The organism is Sinimarinibacterium arenosum (assembly GCF_005047655.1).
Lineage (GTDB): Bacteria > Pseudomonadota > Gammaproteobacteria > Nevskiales > Nevskiaceae > Solimonas.
Genome location: NZ_SUKF01000011.1, coordinates 17,068 through 36,167 on the forward strand (window position 1 = coordinate 17,068; position 19,100 = coordinate 36,167).

At 67.2% G+C, this 19,100-nt stretch carries 15 protein-coding genes and 3 pseudogenes; 10 read left to right on the plus strand and 8 right to left on the minus strand.

Features of this window, described 5'->3' with window-relative positions; all coding sequences use genetic code 11:
* Window positions 1-4 precede the first annotated feature (4 nt).
* Window positions 5-763, plus strand: coding sequence for a helix-turn-helix domain-containing protein (locus tag E4T66_RS19825; RefSeq protein ID WP_169577741.1), 759 nt, complete (start codon window positions 5-7; stop codon window positions 761-763).
* A gap of 74 nt (window positions 764-837) precedes the next feature.
* Window positions 838-1,188, plus strand: coding sequence for a gamma-glutamylcyclotransferase family protein (locus E4T66_RS19830; RefSeq protein ID WP_136851584.1), 351 nt, complete (start codon window positions 838-840; stop codon window positions 1,186-1,188).
* 61 nt (window positions 1,189-1,249) lie between these two features.
* Here E4T66_RS19830 and ubiT read toward each other — a convergent pair whose 3' ends face one another.
* The 3 genes from ubiT to ubiU are packed head-to-tail and all read right to left on the minus strand — an operon-like array spanning window position 1,250 to window position 3,621.
* Window positions 1,250-1,729 (minus strand): ubiquinone anaerobic biosynthesis accessory factor UbiT, encoded by a 480-nt coding sequence (gene ubiT / locus E4T66_RS19835; protein ID WP_136851586.1) that lies wholly within the window; start codon window positions 1,727-1,729, stop codon window positions 1,250-1,252.
* Entirely contained in the window at window positions 1,726-2,622 is an 897-nt protein-coding gene (locus tag E4T66_RS19840; protein ID WP_136851589.1) for a U32 family peptidase, read from the minus strand. Before E4T66_RS19840 ends, ubiT begins: the two co-directional genes overlap by 4 nt.
* Before the next feature lie 3 nt (window positions 2,623-2,625).
* On the minus strand, window positions 2,626-3,621 hold the full coding sequence (gene ubiU / locus E4T66_RS19845) for a ubiquinone anaerobic biosynthesis protein UbiU (RefSeq protein ID WP_136851715.1): 996 nt from the start codon (window positions 3,619-3,621) through the stop codon (window positions 2,626-2,628).
* 241 nt (window positions 3,622-3,862) lie between these two features.
* Here ubiU and ubiD point away from each other — a divergent pair, with 241 nt between their 5' ends.
* The 5 genes and pseudogenes from ubiD to E4T66_RS19865 all read left to right on the plus strand — a co-directional run bounded on the left by ubiD (window position 3,863) and on the right by E4T66_RS19865 (window position 10,775).
* Window positions 3,863-5,350 carry a 4-hydroxy-3-polyprenylbenzoate decarboxylase gene (gene ubiD, locus E4T66_RS19850; RefSeq protein WP_136851591.1) on the plus strand — a complete coding sequence of 496 codons (1,488 nt, stop codon included), beginning with the start codon at window positions 3,863-3,865 and terminating at the stop codon, window positions 5,348-5,350.
* A gap of 529 nt (window positions 5,351-5,879) precedes the next feature.
* Window positions 5,880-6,380, plus strand: a pseudogene (locus E4T66_RS21885) (acyl-CoA dehydrogenase family protein); the annotation flags it as partial.
* Window positions 6,341-6,697 (plus strand): annotated as a pseudogene (locus E4T66_RS21890) (acyl-CoA dehydrogenase family protein); the annotation flags it as partial. The pseudogenes E4T66_RS21885 and E4T66_RS21890, both read left to right, overlap by 40 nt.
* Complete coding sequence (locus tag E4T66_RS19860) at window positions 6,694-7,494, plus strand: acetoacetate decarboxylase family protein (RefSeq protein ID WP_136851593.1); 801 nt, start codon at window positions 6,694-6,696, stop codon at window positions 7,492-7,494. The pseudogene E4T66_RS21890 and the gene E4T66_RS19860, both read left to right, overlap by 4 nt.
* 65 nt (window positions 7,495-7,559) lie before the next feature.
* A complete protein-coding gene (locus tag E4T66_RS19865) occupies window positions 7,560-10,775 on the plus strand; it encodes a glycyl-radical enzyme activating protein (protein WP_169577742.1) in 3,216 nt (1,071 codons plus the stop codon).
* Between the two features lie 27 nt (window positions 10,776-10,802).
* Here the strand turns inward: E4T66_RS19865 and E4T66_RS19870 are convergent, their stop codons facing one another.
* The 3 genes from E4T66_RS19870 to E4T66_RS19880 are packed head-to-tail and all read right to left on the minus strand — an operon-like array spanning window position 10,803 to window position 13,304.
* Entirely contained in the window at window positions 10,803-11,240 is a 438-nt protein-coding gene (locus E4T66_RS19870) for a PaaI family thioesterase (protein ID WP_136851597.1), read from the minus strand.
* 55 nt (window positions 11,241-11,295) lie between these two features.
* Window positions 11,296-11,637, minus strand: a complete 342-nt coding sequence (locus tag E4T66_RS19875) for a hypothetical protein (protein ID WP_136851599.1) — start codon at window positions 11,635-11,637, stop codon at window positions 11,296-11,298.
* An 11-nt stretch (window positions 11,638-11,648) separates the two neighbouring features.
* A complete protein-coding gene (locus E4T66_RS19880) occupies window positions 11,649-13,304 on the minus strand; it encodes an isovaleryl-CoA dehydrogenase (protein ID WP_136851601.1) in 1,656 nt (551 codons plus the stop codon).
* Window positions 13,305-13,427: 123 nt separating this feature from the next.
* Here E4T66_RS19880 and fabA point away from each other — a divergent pair, with 123 nt between their 5' ends.
* The 3 genes and pseudogenes from fabA (at window position 13,428) to E4T66_RS19895 (ending at window position 16,528) form a co-directional block, all read left to right on the plus strand.
* Window positions 13,428-13,976, plus strand: coding sequence for a 3-hydroxyacyl-[acyl-carrier-protein] dehydratase FabA (gene fabA / locus E4T66_RS19885; protein WP_136851603.1), 549 nt, complete (start codon window positions 13,428-13,430; stop codon window positions 13,974-13,976).
* A gap of 80 nt (window positions 13,977-14,056) precedes the next feature.
* Window positions 14,057-15,280, plus strand: a pseudogene (gene fabB, locus E4T66_RS19890) (beta-ketoacyl-ACP synthase I); the annotation flags it as partial.
* Window positions 15,281-15,289: 9 nt separating this feature from the next.
* The gene (locus E4T66_RS19895; protein WP_136851607.1) at window positions 15,290-16,528 is read left to right on the plus strand and encodes a nucleoside hydrolase; all 1,239 of its coding nucleotides are present in this window, start codon (window positions 15,290-15,292) and stop codon (window positions 16,526-16,528) included.
* Between the two features lie 54 nt (window positions 16,529-16,582).
* Here the strand turns inward: E4T66_RS19895 and E4T66_RS19900 are convergent, their stop codons facing one another.
* The gene (locus E4T66_RS19900) at window positions 16,583-18,385 is read right to left on the minus strand and encodes a Vgb family protein (protein ID WP_136851609.1); all 1,803 of its coding nucleotides are present in this window, start codon (window positions 18,383-18,385) and stop codon (window positions 16,583-16,585) included.
* Window positions 18,386-18,412: 27 nt separating this feature from the next.
* Window positions 18,413-19,087: a hemerythrin domain-containing protein gene (locus E4T66_RS19905; RefSeq protein ID WP_136851611.1), complete on the minus strand. Its 675-nt coding sequence runs from the start codon at window positions 19,085-19,087 to the stop codon at window positions 18,413-18,415.
* Window positions 19,088-19,100: the final 13 nt, after the last annotated feature.

The following is a 19,100-nucleotide window of genomic DNA, read 5'->3' on the forward strand; positions in this document are numbered from 1 at the left end:
TGAAATGAATTCGAGCGTGCTGACGGCCGGAGCTTGGCAGCAATCCGAGGAAGCGGTCGTTCCCGACCACCTCTGCAGTCGATGTCCGCGCGGTCGCTTCTGTCTGCCGCTGGGTCTGCCGCTCGACGAGGCGCAGCGGCTGGACAGCGTGATGCGCATCGGTCGGGTGATGCAGACCAAGCAGTACCTGTTCCATGCCGGCGAGCCGCTCAAGGCGCTGTACGCCGTGCGCACCGGCGCCTTCAAGTCCACCGCGATCGACTGCGACGGCTACGAGCAGGTCATCGGGTTTCAGTTGCCCAGTGAATTGATTGGCCTGGATGGCGTTCACGCGGGGGTCCATCAGTGCAGCGTCAGCGCGCTGACGGTCAGTTCGGTCTGCATCTTCCCGTACAAGGCGCTGATGGAGATGACCTCCGACGTCAGCACGTTGGCGCGGCAGTTGATGCGGCTGATGTGCAAGGAGATCAATGGCAACATGGCGGTGATCGGCGATTACATGGCCGAAGAACGTCTGGCCGCGTTCCTGCTCGGTCTGGCGATGCGCGTCCATCCGCGCGGCGAGTTGTCCACGCGGGTGGTGCTACCGATGCCACGTGCGGACATCGCCAACCACCTGCGCATCGCCGGCGAGACCCTCAGCCGGGTTCTTGCCCGTTTCCAGGGGCAGGGCCTGATCGAGCTCGACCACCGGGTGATGCACATCGTCGACCTCGACGGTCTCGAACATGTCTCGCGACGAGTCCCACCGGCCAGCCTCTAGCGGGATTGCGTGGACAGGGCACCGAGCCGCTGCAAGGCATCTCGCATGTCTCCTCGGAGCGAGCATCTCCTCGCATGCCATTGCTCTTCTCTTACGGCACCCTGCAGCAGTCAGACGTTCAGCTGGCGACATTCGGTCGAGAGCTTTCCGGCAGTCCGGACTCCTTGGTTGGCTATGAACAGTCCCTGGTCGCCATCGGCGATCCGGAGGTCGTTCGAGCCAGTGGCAAGACGCACCACCCGATCGTGAAGTACATCGGCGACGCCGGTGCGCGAGTCGGCGGCACCGTGTTCGAGGTCACCGCACAAGAGCTGGAGCATGCCGATCGGTACGAAGTGCCTTCGTACATGCGGGTTGCTGCGCCACTGTCCTCGGGGCGCACGGCGTGGGTTTACGTAGATGCCAGGTACGCACCACCAGGCTGAGCCAGCGCAGGCCAGGCGGCCTTGCCTCCCTTGGTGAGGGCGTACCGTCGCTTCGCCCGACCTACAGCGAGCTTCGTCCGCTTCCGAGGGCGAGTGCGCTCAAGCGCTCGGCGCCGTCGACCAGCCGGCGCAGCAGAGGCGGCCAGCGGTCCCATTCGACGCTGTCCATCACGTTCTTGCAGGCCAGTCCCAGTTCGGTGCTGCCGGTCACCGACAGCCGGCGCTGGAAGAACAGCGTGTCCGGATCCGCCCGCCGGCTGGCGAGCAGCGCAAAGTCGCGGAGCCGGCCGCGGAAGCTGACATCGGGCGCGACACCGCCGGCGATCACGCGCAGCCCGCGAAAGCCGCGCGTGACATACCACTCGATACAGGCGTCCTCGATGCGGATCGCAACCCAGCGCCCGCGCAGGAAATCCAGCGCACCGGCGGCCAGAGGCTCGCGGAACGCGATGGCCAGTGCGCGCTCGAGCGCCAGCTTCTGCAGCGGAAATGGGACCCATCGTCCAGGCGGTGGCAGCGGTGGAAGGGGTAGTCGGTTCATGCGGATTCGGTCGTGTTCCATAGCATCCCGGCTGCGCCGGTCCAGTAGCCATTGCAGATGTCGGCGCCATCGGTTGACCCGGCAGGACGATCCTCGCGGATCGCCTGCGCCAGTTCGGTGACGACATCGAGACTGTCTGGCGTTTCCGGGCTGACGCGCAGCACGTCGACCCCGCGGTCGGCGAGCGCTTGCCACTGTGAGCCCAGGTTCTGGATGGCCGCGGACATCGTCTGGATGCCGTTGAGCGTGAACAGCGCGCGGCCGTCCTGCGCTTTCAGCGCGATGCCCTGCGGATGCTGCAGGCAGCGGAACTCGCACTGGTCCTTGGGCAGGTTGTGGGCGCGCGCGGTGAAGCAGCGCGCCGAGTACGCCAGCGGCAGTCGGCCGTAGGCGAAGGTTTCGGTCTCGACTGCGCCCTTGAGGCTTGCCGCGTCCAGATCGCTCACGATGTCGCGCAGCACGTCGCCGGGCAGCTCCACCGGCATCACCCAGCGGCGCAGGCCGCTGCGCTGCAGCAGCGCAAGGCTGCGTGCGTTGTAGTTGTTGATGGCGGGGCCGGCGACGAACGGCCGTCCGCGCTGCGCCAGCAGCTGGATCGCACCGACATCGTTGGCCTCGACCATGAACTCGTCCTGGTCGCAGCAGCGCCGCAGCACGCCCAGCTCGGACTCGGCCTCGATCAGCACCAGCGTCGACAGCACGACCTCCTTGCCGGCCCGCGCGAGCGTGCGAGCGATGGCCAGCCAGTCTTCGGGGCCCAGCTCGCGCCGTTTGGAACAGACTGTCTCGCCGAGGTAGACGATGTCGGCCGCCGACACCGCCGCGCGCTCGTAGAAGTCGAACACCGCGGCACGCGGCCAGTAATAGAGCAGGGGTCCGAGAGAGATCTTCATGTCTTACTGCCAGGGCCGGTGGTACGCGCCCAGCGTCGTCTGCGAGCCTTCGGATAGGGCCGCCAGCGCCCGCATCCAGTCGCTGCGTGCGGCGTAGCCCTGCGGGCTGCGCGCGAGCAGGTCTAGCGCCTGGCGCCAGACCCGCGCGACCTGGGCGACGTAGGCCGGGCTGCGCTGGCGGCCCTCGATCTTGATCGCGCGCACGCCGGCCTGGGCGAGCTGCGGCAGGATCTGCAGGGTGTTGAGGCTGGTTGGCTCCTCCAGCGCGTGGAAGACGTGACCATCCACTTCGAAGCGCCCCTTGCACAAAGTCGGGTAACTGGCGCGGTCGGTGGTCCCATAGCGATCGATCAGCACGCCGTTCAGTCGCGCCTCGAGCGCGGCGCCGTTCTGCTCCCAGCGCACCGCCCAGGCCGGCGAGCACACGCCGCTCATGTTGGGCGAATCGCCGGTCAGATACGAGGACAGATGACAGCGCCCCTCGGCCATGATGCACAGGCTGCCGAAGCCGAACACTTCCAGCGGCACCGGGCTTTGTGCGGCCAGGCGACCCACCTGCGTCGCCGACAGCACGCGCGGAATCACCGCGCGGCGGATGCCGAAGCGCTCCGTGTAGAAACGCAGCGCCTGCTGATTGGTCGCCGAGCCTTGCACCGACAGGTGCAGGGCCAGTTGGGGATGACGTTCGCGTGCGTATTCCATCAGGCCGAAGTCGGCGACGATCAGCGCGTCGACGCCCAGTTCGGCGCCGCGATCGACCGCCTCGCGCCAGCGCGGCCAGATGCGCGGCCGTGGATAGGTGTTGATCGCCAGAAACGCTTTGCGTCCGCGCGCGTGCGCGTAGGCGACGCCGCGCGCGGCGGTGTCTGTGTTGAAGTTGAGCCCGGGAAAATGCCGGGCGTTGGTGTCGTCGGCAAAGCCGAAGTAGACCGCATCGGCGCCATTGTCGACCGCCGCCTGCAGCGACGGCAGATTGCCGGCCGGGCAGACCAGTTCAATTTGGCCCGGCTGCGGGGCTGGCTGCATGGATCGCGCTCACGTACCGCGGCAGGAGGAGGGCGCGGATCTTAACAGCGGCGGATCTGTCGCCGTTTGACGTAGGTCAAGATGTACCTGCTGTACCGGTTTTAGTATCTGCGTCCAGGGAATCCCGGGCACTCATTCTCCTCCGCCGGAGTAGCGCGCCAACTCTCCGGGCCCCGGATTCCCGCTTTTTCCCTCCGACGTCGCGAGAAGCACGATGCGTGTCGCACCGCTGCGCAGCCTGCGCGAGTTCCTGCAGCTGCTCGAACTGCAAGGCGAACTCAAGCGGGTCGCGCCACCGATCGATCCGAATCTTGAAGTCACCGAAATCTGTCAGCGAACGCTCAAGTCCGGCGGCCCGGCGCTGCTGTTCGAACATCCGGTCGGCGGCACGATGCCGATGCTGGGCAATCTGTTCGGCACGACGCGGCGCGTGGCGCTGGGCATGGGCCGCGAATCGCTGGACGAACTGCGCGAGCTCGGCCGGCTGCTGGCTTTCCTCAAGGAACCGCAGTGGCCGCGCGACCTCGGCGAGGCGATCGAGCGCTTTCCGCAGCTGCGGCACGCGCTGCACACCTCGCCGCGCGCCGTCGATCATGCGCTGTGCCAGCAGAACGTGTTGCGCGGAGCCGAGGTCGACGTGAGCCGCTTTCCGATCCAGACCTGCTGGCCCGGAGACGCCGGCCCACTGATCAGCTTCGGTCTCGTCGTTACGCGCGGGCCGTACAAGGAGCGGCAGAACATCGGCATCTACCGCCAGCAGGTGATCGCGAAGAACAAGGTGATCATGCGCTGGCTGTCGCACCGCGGCGGCGCGATCGATTTCCAGGACTGGTGCGAGGCGCATCCCGGCGAGCGTTTCCCGGTCGCGGTGGCGATCGGCGCCGATCCGGCGACGACGCTGGCCGCCGTTACTCCGGTGCCGGACACGATTTCCGAATACCAGTTCGCCGGCCTGCTGCGCGGCGCGCGCAGCGAGGTCGCGCGCTGCCTGACCCACAACCTGCAGGTGCCGGCGAGCGCCGAGATCGTGCTGGAGGGCTACATCGAGCCGGGCGAAGAGGCGCTGGAGGGTCCGTTCGGCGATCACACCGGGCACTACAACGCGCAGGGCATGTTCCCGGTGTTCACGATCGAATGCATCACGCATCGCGACGCGCCGATCTACCACAGCACCTACATGGGCCGCTCGCCGTACGACGAGCCGTCAGTGATGGCCGCGGCGCTCAACGAGGTGTTCGTGCCGCTGCTGCAGAAGCAGTTTCCAGAGATTGTCGACTTCTATCTGCCGCCGGAAGCCTGCTCGTACCGCATCGCCTGCGTGTCGATCCGCAAACGCTACCCGGGGCATGCCCGGCGCGTGATGCTCGGCATCTGGTCCTACTTGCGCCAGTTCACCTACACCAAGTTCGTGATCGTCACCGACGACGACGTGAACGTGCGCGACTGGAAGGACGTCATGTGGGCGCTGTCGACGCGCATGGACCCGGCGCGCGACACGCTGATTCTCGACCGCACGCCGATCGACTACCTGGACTTCGCCAGTCCCGAGCCGAACCTGGGCGGCAAGCTCGGCTTCGACGCCACGCGCAAGGCGGCGCCGGAGGTGACGCGCGCCTGGGGCCAGCCGATCGTGATGCGCGAGGACGTGGTGCGCAAGGTAGACGCGTTGTGGCCGCAGGTGTTCGGCGCGGCGCCGATTTGACATACATCAAGATCCTGGACCGCGCGCGTGCGTAGGTTCGTCCGGACGAAAGCTGCGTCCAGGAGGTCGGGACATGGATGATGCAGTCATACCGGGTGCGGCACTGCGCGTCGATCTTCCGGCGCGCGGTCTCGAAGGACCGCTGTCGCACGCGCAGACTGCGCTGGCGGACGTCGCGCACCGCTTCGCCCACGGTGTGATGCGGCCGGCGGCGGCGCAGCTCGACCGCCTGGCGCCGGATGCCGTCATTGCCGCCGGCTCGCCGTACTGGACGGTGCTGCAGCAGTTCGCCGCCTTCGGCATCGACGCGCTGACGCTGCACGAACTGCCGCCCGAAGAAGGGGCGGAGCTGCAGAGCATCCTGTTCGAAGAGTTGGGTTGGGGGGACGCGGGCCTGGCGGTGTCGTTCGGTGCCGGCATGCTGCCGTCGGTGGTTGCGCTGCTGCTGAACCGACCGGAGTTCGCGCAGCGCTGGCGCGGCAAGGGGCTCGGTGCGTGGGGCATCACCGAGCCGGACCACGGCACCGACATGCTCGACTACGACGGCGCGCTCTCTGCGGCGGGTGGGGTGTCACGCCGGCCCAACTGCGTCGCCGCCGCCGACGGCGGCGAGCTGGTGATCCGCGGCCAGAAATCGGCGTGGGTGTCCAACGGCCCGGTGGCGACACATTGCATCCTGTTCTGCGGATACGAGGAAGGCGGCGCCGTCCGTGGCGGCTGCGTGCTGATGGTGCCGCTCGATGCGCCGGGCGTGTCGCGCGGCAAGCCGCTCGACAAGCTCGGCCAGCGTGCGCTGCCGCAGGGCGAGATCTACTTCGACGACGTCCGGGTCGCGCGCGATTGCCTGGTTGCCGGGCCGGACGACTATGCGCGCGCCGTGTACCTGACGCTCGCGCACGCCAACGCCGGCATGGGCGCGGCGTTTGTCGGCGTCGCGCGGGCGGCCTACGAGCATGCGTTCGCCTACGTGCACGAGCGCCGCCAGGGCGGCGCGCCGCTGATCCGCCATCAGAACGTCCGCTACGCCTGTTCCACATGTTTCGCAAGATCGAGGCGGCGCGCGCGCTCAATCGCAGTGCGATGCGCTACAACGCGCTGCACGCGGGCCGTCCCGCGCTGCAGGGCTCCATCGCCAGCAAGATCACGTCGACGCAGACCGCGTTCGAAGTCGCCAGCGAGGCGCTGCAGATCTTCGGCGGCGCCGGGTTGGCGCGCGAGTTTCCGCTGGAGAAGCTGCTGCGCGATGCGCGCGCCGCGCTGATCGAGGACGGTTGCAACGAAGCGCTGGCGATCAAGGGCGGCGCCTGCCTGATGAACCCCATCCTGCTCAACGAGGCACGGCCATGAACGCTGAAGGCGCACGCAAGTCGGCGAACCGCTACTCGCATCCATTTCTCGCGGCAACGCCGCAGGTCGAGGCGCACTGCTCGGCCGGGCGCTGCGACATGCCGATCCTGTACGAGGACGCCAGCCAGGTGTTTGCGTTCTGGCGCGTGCCGCTCGCGGACGCGGCGGCGCTGATGCCGGACGGGCGGCTGGAACCGATGCCGGTCTTCGGCAAGGCGATCGCCGGCTTCGTCGCATTCGAATACCGCGACACCAGCGCCGGCGCTTACAACGAGATCGGACTGGTGATCCTGGTGCGGCGCCGCCAGACGTCGCCGTCGCTGTGGCGGCTGCTGCGCCATCCGGAGCGGGAACCCGATGCCGGCTTCTACGTCGTCAACCTGCCGGTGACCACGCCGCTGGCGCGCGCCGCCGGCGTCGAGTTCTGGGGCTACCCCAAATACGTGAAGCCGATTCCCACGCACTTCGCGCGCGAGTCGGTTCACATCGAGCTGGATGGCGAACTGACGTTCGACCATCGTAGCGGCCACGGCGTCGGTGTCGACGCGTTCACGGTGACGACGTTCTCCATCCTCAAGGGCAAGCTCATACACACCGTGATCCCGACGCACGGCCGCTTGCGGTTCGGCGGCGCCGGGTCGGTCGTGCTGAAGATCACCGGCGATGGCCCGGCCGCGCGCACAGTGCAGGCGCTGGGCATGGATCGCAGCAGGCCGCTCGCGGTGTTCCGCAACGATGCCTTGCGCGTAATCCTGCCGTACGGAGAAGCGGTGGCTGAGCCGAAGCGGTCCCGTTGAACCGCTTCGAGCCCGCGCCGACTGAATCGCGCAGTAGCCGGGGCGCGCGGAGCGGACGTCTGCGCGTGTTCGACGTGCAGCGCTTCTGTGTGCACGACGGCCCCGGTATACGCTCGGTTGTGTTCCTGAAGGGTTGTCCTCTGCGTTGCCGCTGGTGCCACAACCCGGAGTCACAGCTGCCGCAGGCGGAGCTGGCGATCTACGCAGACCGCTGCACCGGGTGCGGTCGTTGCGTCGACGCCTGCGACCGAAGCGCAATCACGGTGTCGGCGGCATCGGTGCAGGTCGATCGCGAAAAGTGCGACGCGTGCGGCGCCTGCGCGAAAGTGTGCCCGCACGAGGCGCTGCGCCTGATCGGCGAGGAGGTCCGTCCGGACGAGCTACTCGAACAGGTGGAGCGCGACCGCGACTACTGCGAGTCCTCCGGCGGCGGCGTCACGCTGTCGGGCGGCGAGCCGCTGATGCAGGAACATGCCGCCGCAGAGTTCCTCGCGCGCTGCAGGGCTGCCGGCCTGCACACCTTGGTCGAGACCTGCGGCGCGGTGCCGTGGCGGGCCTTCGAAGGCGCGCTGCCGCACGTCGACCGGATCTACTTCGACCTCAAGGCCTGGGGCGACGCGCGCCACCGCGAGCTGACCGGCGCGTCGGCGCGCCGCATCCTCGATAACGCCCGACGCCTGGTGAGCGCGGGCGCCCACGTGCAATTCCGCATGGCGGTGGTGCCCGGCTGCAATGACGACGACGACACCCTGCGCGGCATCGCCGGTCTGCTGCGCGATCTCGACCGGCCGTCGATCACTCTGTTGCGCTATCACCGGACCGGCGAGGACAAGATCGCGCGCATTGGCGGCGGGCAACCGAGTCTGGGAATCCTGCCGGCTCAGGCGCAGGCGGCACTCGACCGCGCCGCCAGCCTGTTGCGCGTCGCCGGCATCGAGGTCGAATGTGCCGAGGCCCGGCCGGCCGCGTACTCATCGCGGTTCGGCGAACGCGTGATGCGTCTGCGCGCCGCAGTGCAGACGGCGCAGCCCGCCGTGTGCCTGGAGCGCGCCCGCGCGGTCACGCGCTATTTCCGCGACCACGGCAACGCGGACAAGCCGATGATCATGCAGAAGGCTGAAGCGCTGCACCGGATTCTCACAGAACGCAGCGCCATCGTATACGACGACGAGCTGCTGGTCGGCGCGTTCAGTTCGCATCGCGTCGGCGGTTCGGTGATGCCGGAACTGTCGCACGTGTCTCTGGCCGAGGACTTGCTGCGCCTGCCGTCGCGCGCGGTCAATCCGCTGCAGATCACGCTGCGCGGGCGTGCCGAGCTTCTGCTGGAGATCCTGCCCTTCTGGTCCACGCGCTTTCTCGCTGCGCGCGCCTTCCCGCCGCTGCAGGCCGCGCGCTTCGTCGTCGACCAGCTGCGCGGCCGCCGCTACGTGGTCAACGAAGCGGGCGGCATCTCGCACTTTGTGCCGGACTATGAAACCTTGCTGCGGCTCGGCACGTCCGGCATCGCGGCACAGGCGCGCGAACGTGCAACCGCCGCGCCGGACGCGGCACGGCGCGAGTTCTACGCCGCCGTCGGAATCGCCTGCGACGCGCTGGAACGGCTCGCTGCCGCCCACGCGGGCGCCGCACTCGACGAGGCGCGCCGCACGTCCGACGCGACAAGACGCGCAGAGTTGGAGGAGATCGCCCGGGTCTGCCGTCGCGTGCCCGCTCAACCGGCGACGACGCTGCGCGAGGCGTTCCAGTCGCTGCTGTTCGCGCAGGTCGCCTTGAACCTGGAAAGCCTCGACAACGCGATCTCGCCGGGCCGCCTCGATCAGCTTCTGTATCCGTACTACGCGGCAGATCTTGCTTCCGGATGCTGCGACGAGACGCGGGCGCGCGAGCTGGTCGGCTGCTTCACGGTCAAGATGAGCGAGATCGTGCCGGTGTTCTCGCGCCGTGTGACGCGCTATCACGGCGGCATCTTCAACGGCCAGGTGGTCGTCGTTGGAGGTGTCGACAGGGAGGGCAACGACGCCACCAACGCGATGACCTGGCTGTTTCTGGACGCGATGCAGGAGCTGCAGATGCGCCAGCCGAACTACCACGCGCGTATCCACGAGGGCAGTCCGCCCGCCTATGTCGCGCGTGTCGCGGCGATGCGCGCGGGTGCGCCGTCAATGATGAACGACGAGGTCGTGATCCCGATGCTAGTGTCGCGCGGCATGGACCTTGCCGATGCGCGCGACTACTCGCCGGTCGGCTGCATCGAGCCGGTCGCCGCCGGCGCGACCTTCGGCTCCACCGACGCCGCGCTGCTCAACCTCGCACTGCCGCTGGAGCGGGCGCTGCGCCGGCCGGCGCGGCGGCTGGGGAGTGCCGAAGACGTGTTCGATGCGTTCCGCGAGGAACTGGATCGGCTGGTCGACGAGCTGATCGCCGACCTGCAGGCAATCGAGCGCGCGAACGCGCGCCATCATCCGACGCCGCTGTCGTCGATGCTGTTGCGCGGCTGCCTGGAGTCGGGCGCCGACTCCACTGCAGGTGGTGCGCGTTATAACGCCAGCGGCGTGCAGGGCGTCGGCGTCGCCGACGTCGCCGACAGTCTCGCCGCGATCGACGCGGTGGTGTTCCGGCAGGGCCGCAGCGACATGGCCACGCTGCAACGTGCGCTGGCCGCGGATTTCCGGGGCCACGACGATCTGCGCGGCGACCTGCTGACCGCACCCAAGTACGGCAACGACGATCCGCGCGTCGACGAAATCGCGGCCAGCGTGATGCGGGTGTTCGCCGATTCTCTGGCGCGCCACCACAGCACGCGCGGCGGCGCGTATGTCGCCGGTTTCTACTCAGTGACCTGTCATGCCGCCTTCGGTGAAACCACTGGAGCATTGCCGTCGGGACGCCGCGCCGGACGGCCGCTGGCCAACGGTCTGACGCCGGCCAACGGCCAGGACCGTCGCGGTCCGACCGCCGCGCTCAACTCGGTCGCGTCGACCTCGCCGGGGCGCTGCGCGGGCAACGGCATCAACGTGAATCTGACGCTCGACGCGGGTTCATTCGACGGCGCCGATGCCGGGAACACGCTGGGCGGACTGGTGCGCGGTTACTTCGCGCGCGGTGGCATGCAGATGCAGACCAACATCCTCGATCCACAAGTGCTGCGCGAAGCCATCGCCAATCCCGACGCGCATCCGTGGCTATTGGTGCGCGTCTCGGGCTACTCGGCGTACTTCAGTGACCTCTCGCCAGGCATGAAGCAGGAAATCCTCGATCGTTGCCTGCACCGGAGGTGCTGAAAGCCCGAAGACGACGGACGTTCGCGTCTACTTCGGCGATGGTGGAGGCGGGGCGAGCACTGCGACGGTGACCATCGCCTTGGCGATCAGCGGGCGCTGTTCGCCGTGCTCGCACCAGACCTCCGACTCCAGCACCACGAACTGGCGCCCGGGCTTGAGCGCTCTGGCGGTACAGACCAGTCGCTCGCCGCACGCCGGACGCAGCAAGTTGATCTTGAACTCGAGCGTCATCGCCCGGTGGCCCGGCAACAGCAGCGTGCTGGCAGCAGCGCCCGCAGTATGGTCGGCCATCGTTGCCAGCACACCGGCGTGGACCGATCCGAACTGCTGCAGATGACGGGGCGCGATGAGCAACGAAGTGTCGCACTCGCCATCGGCGAGCCGGTCGAGTGCCATGCCGAGGTCGGCTACGAAAGGCGCGCTGCGAAACAGCTGCTGCAACTCCGGCGTGATGGGTCTGTTCATGACTAATTGCAAGGTGTGGATGTAGAACCTGGGTGGGAGACCTCAACCTTGCCGTTCAAAGTACGCGGATGGCCGACGGCAACGTCTGCGTGCTGGCGGAAAGGCATCGATCGCAGCCACAGGCGCCATGTTCAAAGCGGCGCAACTGCTCTGCGGCGATGGCGCGAACGCGTGCAACGATACGGGGCGAGACCTCAGACGAATCGGCAAGGTGCAGCACCTGCCTGAGTGTCAGCACGAGATTGGAGATCGTGCCGACGTCGTGGATCCGCGCTTCGATATGCTCGTGGAAGTTTGCGCGAAGGGCTTCAATCTCGCTGCGCGGCTTGATCCCGGCGTCATGCGCTGCGTCCTGGGAGGGCAGTGCTGCAGTGCTCAGCGATGTCGGTGCGTCCATGATGTGGGGACTCAAGTCCGGGGCCAGGCACGATCGATCAGTCTTGCGTGTGGGACCTGCGCTGGCAGAGTGCCCAGCGCCAGACCGTGGCGACCGTCGAGGCGCGAGGCGCAGAACGCCTCGGCGACGTCCGCAGGTCCGGCGCGCAACAGGATCGACGCCTGCAGCGCCAACGCAATCTGCTCGACGATCGTTCTCAGGCGCAGTTCGATGCCGTCGCGATTATCCAGTTCGCGCTTGATATCGGTGACCGCGCGGTCCAGCGCTGGATGGCCGCCGCGTGCGGCGTCGAGTTCGGCGAACAGCGCGTCGCGCGCGTCGGGCTCCTTCGTCAGCGCACGCAGCACGTCGAGGCACTGGATGTTGCCGCAGCCTTCCCACAACGAATTGACCGGCGCCTCGCGGTACAGCCGCGGCAAGATAGATTCTTCGACGTAGCCGGCGCCGCCGAGGCACTCCTGCGCTTCGTTCACCACGGCCGGCGCGCGCCGGCAGATCCAATACTTTCCGACGGGGGTGGCGATGCGTGCAAACGCCGCAGCGGCCGGGTTGCTTGCCGAATCGTCGACCGCGCGGCCGATGCGCAGCAGCAGTGCCAGCGCCGCCTCGGACTCCAGCGCGATGTCGGCGAGGACGTTCTGCATCAGCGGCTGGTCGACCAGCCGCTTGCCGAAGGCCTTGCGATGGCGGGCATGGTGGATCGCTTGTACCAGCGCCTGGCGCATGATCGCCGCTGAGCCGACGATGCAGTCGAGCCGCGTGAGCGCGACCATCTCCAGGATCGTCGCAATGCCGCGGCCTTCCTCGCCGATCATCACCGCGTGGGCGCCGGCGAACTCGGCCTCGCAGGTCGCGTTGCTGCAATTGCCGAGCTTGTCCTTTAGGCGCTGGATGCGCAGCGCGTTGCGCGTGCCGTCGGGCCGGAAGCGCGGCATTAGGAAGCACGACAGACCGCCATCGGCCTGTGCCAGCGTGAGGAAGGCGTCGCACATCGGCGCCGACAAGAACCACTTGTGGCCGACCAGCTCATAGGCCTGACCCGGTCCTCGCGCGCCGATGGCGTGCGCACGTGTGCTGTTGCTGCGCACATCCGAGCCGCCCTGTTTCTCGGTCATGCCCATGCCGACGGTGACGCCGAGCTTCTGCGCGGCGGGAAGCGGCCGTGGGTCGTAGCGTAGCGACAGCACGCGGGGCAGCCACTCTCGGGCCGCGTCCGGCTGTGCCCGCAGTGTCGGCACGCAGGCGTGCGTCATTGTCAGCGGGCAGTCGGTGCCCTGTTCGGCCTGCGCATAAAGGTAGTACAGCGTCAACCGCAGGACCTGCGCGCCGGCGCGCGGCTCGCGCCACGGCAGCGCGTGCAGATCATTGGCGATCCCGGTCTCCATCAGGCAGTGGTACGCCGGGTGGAATTCCACTTCGTCGAGCCGATGGCCGTGGCGGTCGAACAACCTGAGGGCCGGCTTGTACAGATTGGCCTCGGCGCCCAGCTGCATCAACTCACCGCCGGCGAGCCGACCCATGCGCTTCAGCCGTTCCTCACCCCAGGCGCCACCTTCGCGCCGTACCGCCTCCTGCAGCGCGCGGTCGGTCGCGTAGGCGTCGTAGTCGGCAAGAGATGCCGGTTGGTTTTCGACGACATGGGTCAGGAAGCGCGGGTTCATGCTCATCGGCGATTCGGGGGATGCGGCGGGTCGATAGTCATCCTCGCCTCGACGGCGGCCGGCGCACTTGACCTACATCAAGATCGCGGCCGCACTGCATCTGCATGCTGGCGCGCCCTGGAGAATGCGATGAGCGCGATACCGAGCCTGAACGAGACGCCGCTGCCCGGCGCTGTGTACGGCCGCGAGCAGCTGCTGAGCTGTTCGCGCGGCGAGATCTTCGGCGAAGACAGCGCGCGGCTGCCGGCGCCGCCGATGCTGATGGTCGACCGCGTCACGCACATCGGCCGCGACGGCGGAGCGTACGGCAAGGGTGTGCTGCTGGCCGAACTCGACATTCGGCCGGACCTTTGGTTTTTCGGCTGTCACTTTCCCGGCGATCCGGTGATGCCGGGTTGCCTGGGCCTGGACGCGCTTTGGCAGCTCACCGGCTTTTTCCTCGCTTGGAGCGGTCACACGGGACGTGGACGCGCACTGGGCGTCGGCGAGGTGCGCTTCCGTGGTCAGGTCTTGCCGGATGCGCGCTGTGTGAGCTACCGGATCGATATCAAGAGAATCTTCAGCAGCCGACTGGTGATGGGCATTGCCGACGGCAGCCTGGCCGTCGACGGCCGCGAGATCTACACCGCCAAGGATTTGCGCGTGGGCCTGTTCCAGCACGGGGAGGTGATCGGGTGAGCGCGGGGACACGACGTCGCGCGTCTCTATCGCGTGGATGCTGCGCTGTTTCAGACCGCAGAGACAGCCGGCGTTCGGGGCGTGTTGTCGTCACTGGTATGGGCATCGTCTCGTGCCTTGGCAATGATCCGGCGACGGTGTGCGCGGCGCTCCGCGAAGGTCGCTCCGGCATCCGCTTCAGCCCGCAGTACCGCGACGCCGGGCTGCGCAGCCAGGTCTGCGGCGCGGTCGATCTCGACCGCGAGGCATTGATCGACCGCAGGCTGCGCCGCTTCATGGGCGACGCTGCAATGTTCACGTACGTGGCGATGCAGCAGGCGATCGCCGACGCAGGGCTCGCGCCGGAGGATGTATCCAATCCGCGCACCGGTCTGATCGTCGGCACCGGGGGCGCATCGCCCGCAAACCTGGTCGAGGCCGCCGACAATCTGCGCGCGCGCGGCGTCAAGCGCGTCGGTCCGTACATGGTGCCGCGCACGATGGGCAGCACGGTCGCCGCGTGCCTGGCCACGCCGTTCCACATCCGCGGACTGAACTACTCGATCAGCTCTGCGTGTGCGACCAGCGCGCACTGCATCGGTCACGCCGCCGAGCAGATCCGCGCCGGCCGCCAGGACGTGATCTTCGCCGGCGGTGGCGAAGAGGAGCACTGGTCGATGGCGATGCTGTTCGATGCGATGGGCGCGCTGTCGAGCCACTTCAACGACCGCCCGGAACAGGCTTCGCGCACCTACGATCGCGACCGCGATGGTTTCGTCATCGCCGGCGGCGGCGGCATCCTGGTTCTGGAGGACTATGAGCACGCGCGCGATCGCGGCGCGAAGATCTACGCCGAGCTGACCGGCTATGGCGCGACATCCGACGGCGAGGACATGGTCGCGCCGTCGGGCGAGGGTGCGGTACGTTGCATACGCCAGGCTCTGTCGACCGTGCCGGGGCCGGTCGATTACATCAACGCGCACGGCACCAGCACGCCGGCTGGCGACATCGTCGAACTGCGCGCGATTCGCGAGGTGTTCGGCGCCCAGGCACCGCCAATCAGTTCGACCAAGTCATTGTCCGGACACTCGCTCGGCGCCGCGGGCGTGCACGAGGCGATCTACAGCATGTTGATGCTGCAGCACGGCTTCATCGCTGCATCCGCCAACATCGAGACACTCGATGCGGACGCTGCCGACATGCCGATCGTGCGCGAGCGCCGCGACGATGTGCAGCTGGATACGGTGCTGTCGAACAGCTTCGGTTTCGGCGGCACCAATGCGAGCCTGGTGTTCCAGCGCCTGGGCGACGACTGCGCGCACTGAGGCAGTGTCATGAGACGTCTGCTCCTGATCATGCTGTCGCTGCCCATGGCCGCGTGCGTCGGGGACAGCGATGCCATGTTGCCCGCCAGCACTGGCAACGTTTCCGCCACGGCCCGGTCGGTGCCGAAAGTGATTCTGGACGGCGACGTGGGTCCCGATCCCTGCGATGTCGGCACGCTGGCCATGGCGCACAACCTGCATCGTGCCGGCGAGATCCGACTGCTAGGCTTCATGGCCACGTTGCCTGAGTCCAGCAACATCGAAGTCATCGACATCCTGAACAAATGGTACGGCCACGACGTCCCGATCGGCGTGTTCAAGGATCCGTCGGACCAGGGCTACAGTCAGAACGTGCAACTGGCCTCAGCCGTCACGCATGAACTGTTTCCCGCCACCCGCATCATTGCCGGCCATTACGCCGACTGGACGCCACAGACCTACGATTCGGTACCGGGCAGTGTCGAGTTGTACCGCCGACTCCTGGCAGCCGAGCCGGGCCGCAGTGTGACGATTTTGACCGTCGGTCAGTTATACAACCTCAAGGCTCTGCTGAATTCGGGACCGGATGAATTCTCGCCGTTATCCGGCATGCAGCTTGTGCAGGCCAAGGTAGACCGCATCATCATGATGGTGGGTGGCTTCGGCGATACGATCACCTCCGACGATCTGGCCTTTTACGAGGCGGAGTATTTCAGCAATCCGCCGAACAGCTACGGTGTGTTGACGGTGGCCGTGCATTCGTCCACCGGCAACGGCTTTGGTGCCGAATACAACGCCCATGGTTGGTATCCCGGCCTGACCGAGGGCGTCTTTGAAAAGTTGAACGAACTGGACCTGCCCAAGGTCATCATCGGCCACGAGCCGGGTTGGCGGGTACCGGCCGGCGAGGCTTACAACGGACTGGACGTGTTGCATCCGGTCCGCATGGCGTATGTCGAGAACAACATCCCGTCCAAGCAAGTCCATCCCGGTGTTGTGAAGAATGACCCGGCCTATGACGAGCTGGCACTGTTGTACTTGGCGCGGGGAAAGGGCGACTGGTTCGAGGAACTGGGCGGACATGCTACGTTCGAGCAGCTCGGGACATCCACCTGGTTCGATAAACCCGAATTTCAGCACACACGTCTGGCGCTGACCCCCCACGCCAACGAGGGCAAACGTCTGTCCCGGCTGATTGAAAGTCTGGTCATGGGTGAGCCCGACACCTGGCGTCCGCAAACAAGGGGACTGGAGTCGAACGGCACTTGACCATTGTCACCGCGACGGCGCGGAGGTCCCAGCGCGCGGTCGGAGGATGGACGATTACGGCGCGACGCCCTCGATGCGAATCAGCGTCGGCTGGCCGCCCTCGGTGTGCCAGCTCGGGAAGTTGGACGTACTGGTCCACGCCGCACCGTCGGCGGTGATTTCGACGTCGCGGGTAAACGACACCGCGCGCGGCAGCGGAACGAAATGCCAGGTCTGGCGCGCGATGTCGAAGGCCATCACCGAGTCCGACTGGTTGCCGTTCACCCAGACGATGCCGCGCGCCCGGTCCACGTTGAGCGAGTAGGGCGTTTCGCTGCCCGTCGGCTGTACCGGCAGCTCGTGGCGGGTGAAGCTGCCGCTGCGCGGATCGTACCGGGCGATCGCGGATTCGGGGAACGCGGCAATCCACAGATTGCCGTCAGCGTCGGCGCGCAGACGGCGCGGGCCGGCAAAGGGCGTCGGCACCATCGTCAACGCCAGCGTCTGCGGATCGATGCGGCCGATGTCGTCTGCATACAGGCGCGCGAACCAGACCGCGCCGTCGGGCGCCACCTCGACACCATAGGGGAGGGGCAGGCCCGAGGACTGCCAGTCGATCGGCAGCCTGTTCAGCGGCAGCCCCCAGTCGGCGAGCCTGAGGATCACGCCGACCAGCGCCACCGTGATGCGCTCACGCAGATTGCGCGGCGGCAGATCGACAAACGCGAAGCGGCCGCTGCGGCGATCGAGCATCGCCACCTGGTTCGACAGCGCCAGCGTGAACCACACGCGGTTGCGCGCATCGGCCCGGATCGTGTGCGGGTAATAGCCCTCGTTGAACCGGTGCACGATGAAGGTGCCGCTTTCGGGCGCGAACTCGATGAGGCGCCGCTGCAACGAGCAGGTCATGAAAATGTGGCCGTCCGCGGGCGACTCGGCGAGGGAATGCAGGCCGACGTAGGTCTCGTGCTGCGGAAAGCTCCGGAGCCGCGCGGCCAGCAGGCCGCCCGGATCGTCGCCGGGATCGTGCGGCAACTTGTAGATCGTGTACCCGCCGCTGACAGGATCGATCTCGTAGAGGTCGTCCTTGAGGTTGTCGCCGACATAGACCTTGCCGTTGGAATGCGCCAGCAGATCGTGCATCTGCGACATTGCATCGCCGATCGGCCACTCGGTGATGGCGATGCCGGCGAGGTCCTGCGACCACGGCGTACCGGCAGGAATCCTCTGCGGATGCTCGCGCAGTTCGCGATAGCCGCGGCTCAGGCGCTCCGGGAGCGCGTCTTGCGCCGCGCTCGCCAGCCGCGACCCGTAGGTGATCATGCGCGCGATGGCGCCGTGCCATTGGTCCGCGCTGCGTTCGCGGCGCAGGAATGCGTTGCCCTGCTGATGGCAGAACGCGCACTGCAGCGCGAAGTGCTTCTTCAGTGTCGCGTCGCCCAGATCGAGCTGGGAAAACCACGCATTGGCAGGCCGGCTCGCGGCCAAGGCTGCGGGATCGGATTCCGGCTCGAGTCGCAGCTCCAGGTAGGCATCGCCGCGCACTCGATCGAGGTTCAGCGTCCGGTATCCCGGGCGGCGCAGTTGCAGGCGCAAATCGGCGAATGGCGGCTTTGCGATCCTCAGCAGGCCGTGGGCGTCGGTGAACCAGGCATGCTCCGGCTGCGCGCGGCCGCGGAGCGGTGTGCCGTTTCCGCTGTGCTCTCCTACCGCCGGGGCCGTGGACCAGGCGCGCACCATGACGGCAGGCAGTTCCGTGCCGTCCGCGCCGGTCAGCTTCAGTTCCAGGGCCGTTGCTGGACTGCAGCACGCCAGGCCCAGCGCCAGCAGCGCCCAGAGCCGGCGTTGGTGGTGTTCAGCAGGCTGCCCGAGTCCCACGGAAACCTCGACCGATAGCGTCCATCGTCAGGCACTTTCGACTGGGAACAAGTACGTGTTCTCCAGTTCGATGTGCTCCGAGACATCGTCGCTGAGCTTGCACAGACCGAGACATAGCGCATGCCAGTGCGTACAGGCATCGTCCGGCACGCGGCAACCATCTGTCAGCCGTTCGATATGCCGTAGTCGCGCGAGGTGGTCTTCATGCTCCACGCGCAGCATCGCGATTGGGAGAGAGATCACGTCGATGTGCAGGCAGAGTATCGGGAATGCGAGATCCTCTTCCGTTTGCATATGTGCCTCCATGGCTCGCCCGAGACTATCGAGCGCATCGGCAAGGCCCAGGGGAACCTGCGGGTGGTTACGGTGCACAGTCTCAACGCGTAACGCGAGACGTACCAGTTCTGGCAACTCCCGGCGGTGAACGCGATGGAAGCGTTCTTCGATGTGCCGGATCAGCCGATGTCGGTCCGGTGGTGGAGTCGGGAAGCTGGATGGGTCCAGCGCGTCGAGTTCCGACGCGACTGCGTCTGCGGACAGCCTGAGGTGTGCCGCAGCGTCCAAAAGCGTCGTGCGACCGTTACGCCAATAGTCCAAACGGTACTTCTGGAGGACCGCTGTGGCGCCGGGCATGGTTGTCGCCAGATCATGCAGCGTGCGCTGGGCGACGAGGGTGAGATCGGGGCGAATGCTTGTGTTCATGAGGCGCGGTCGG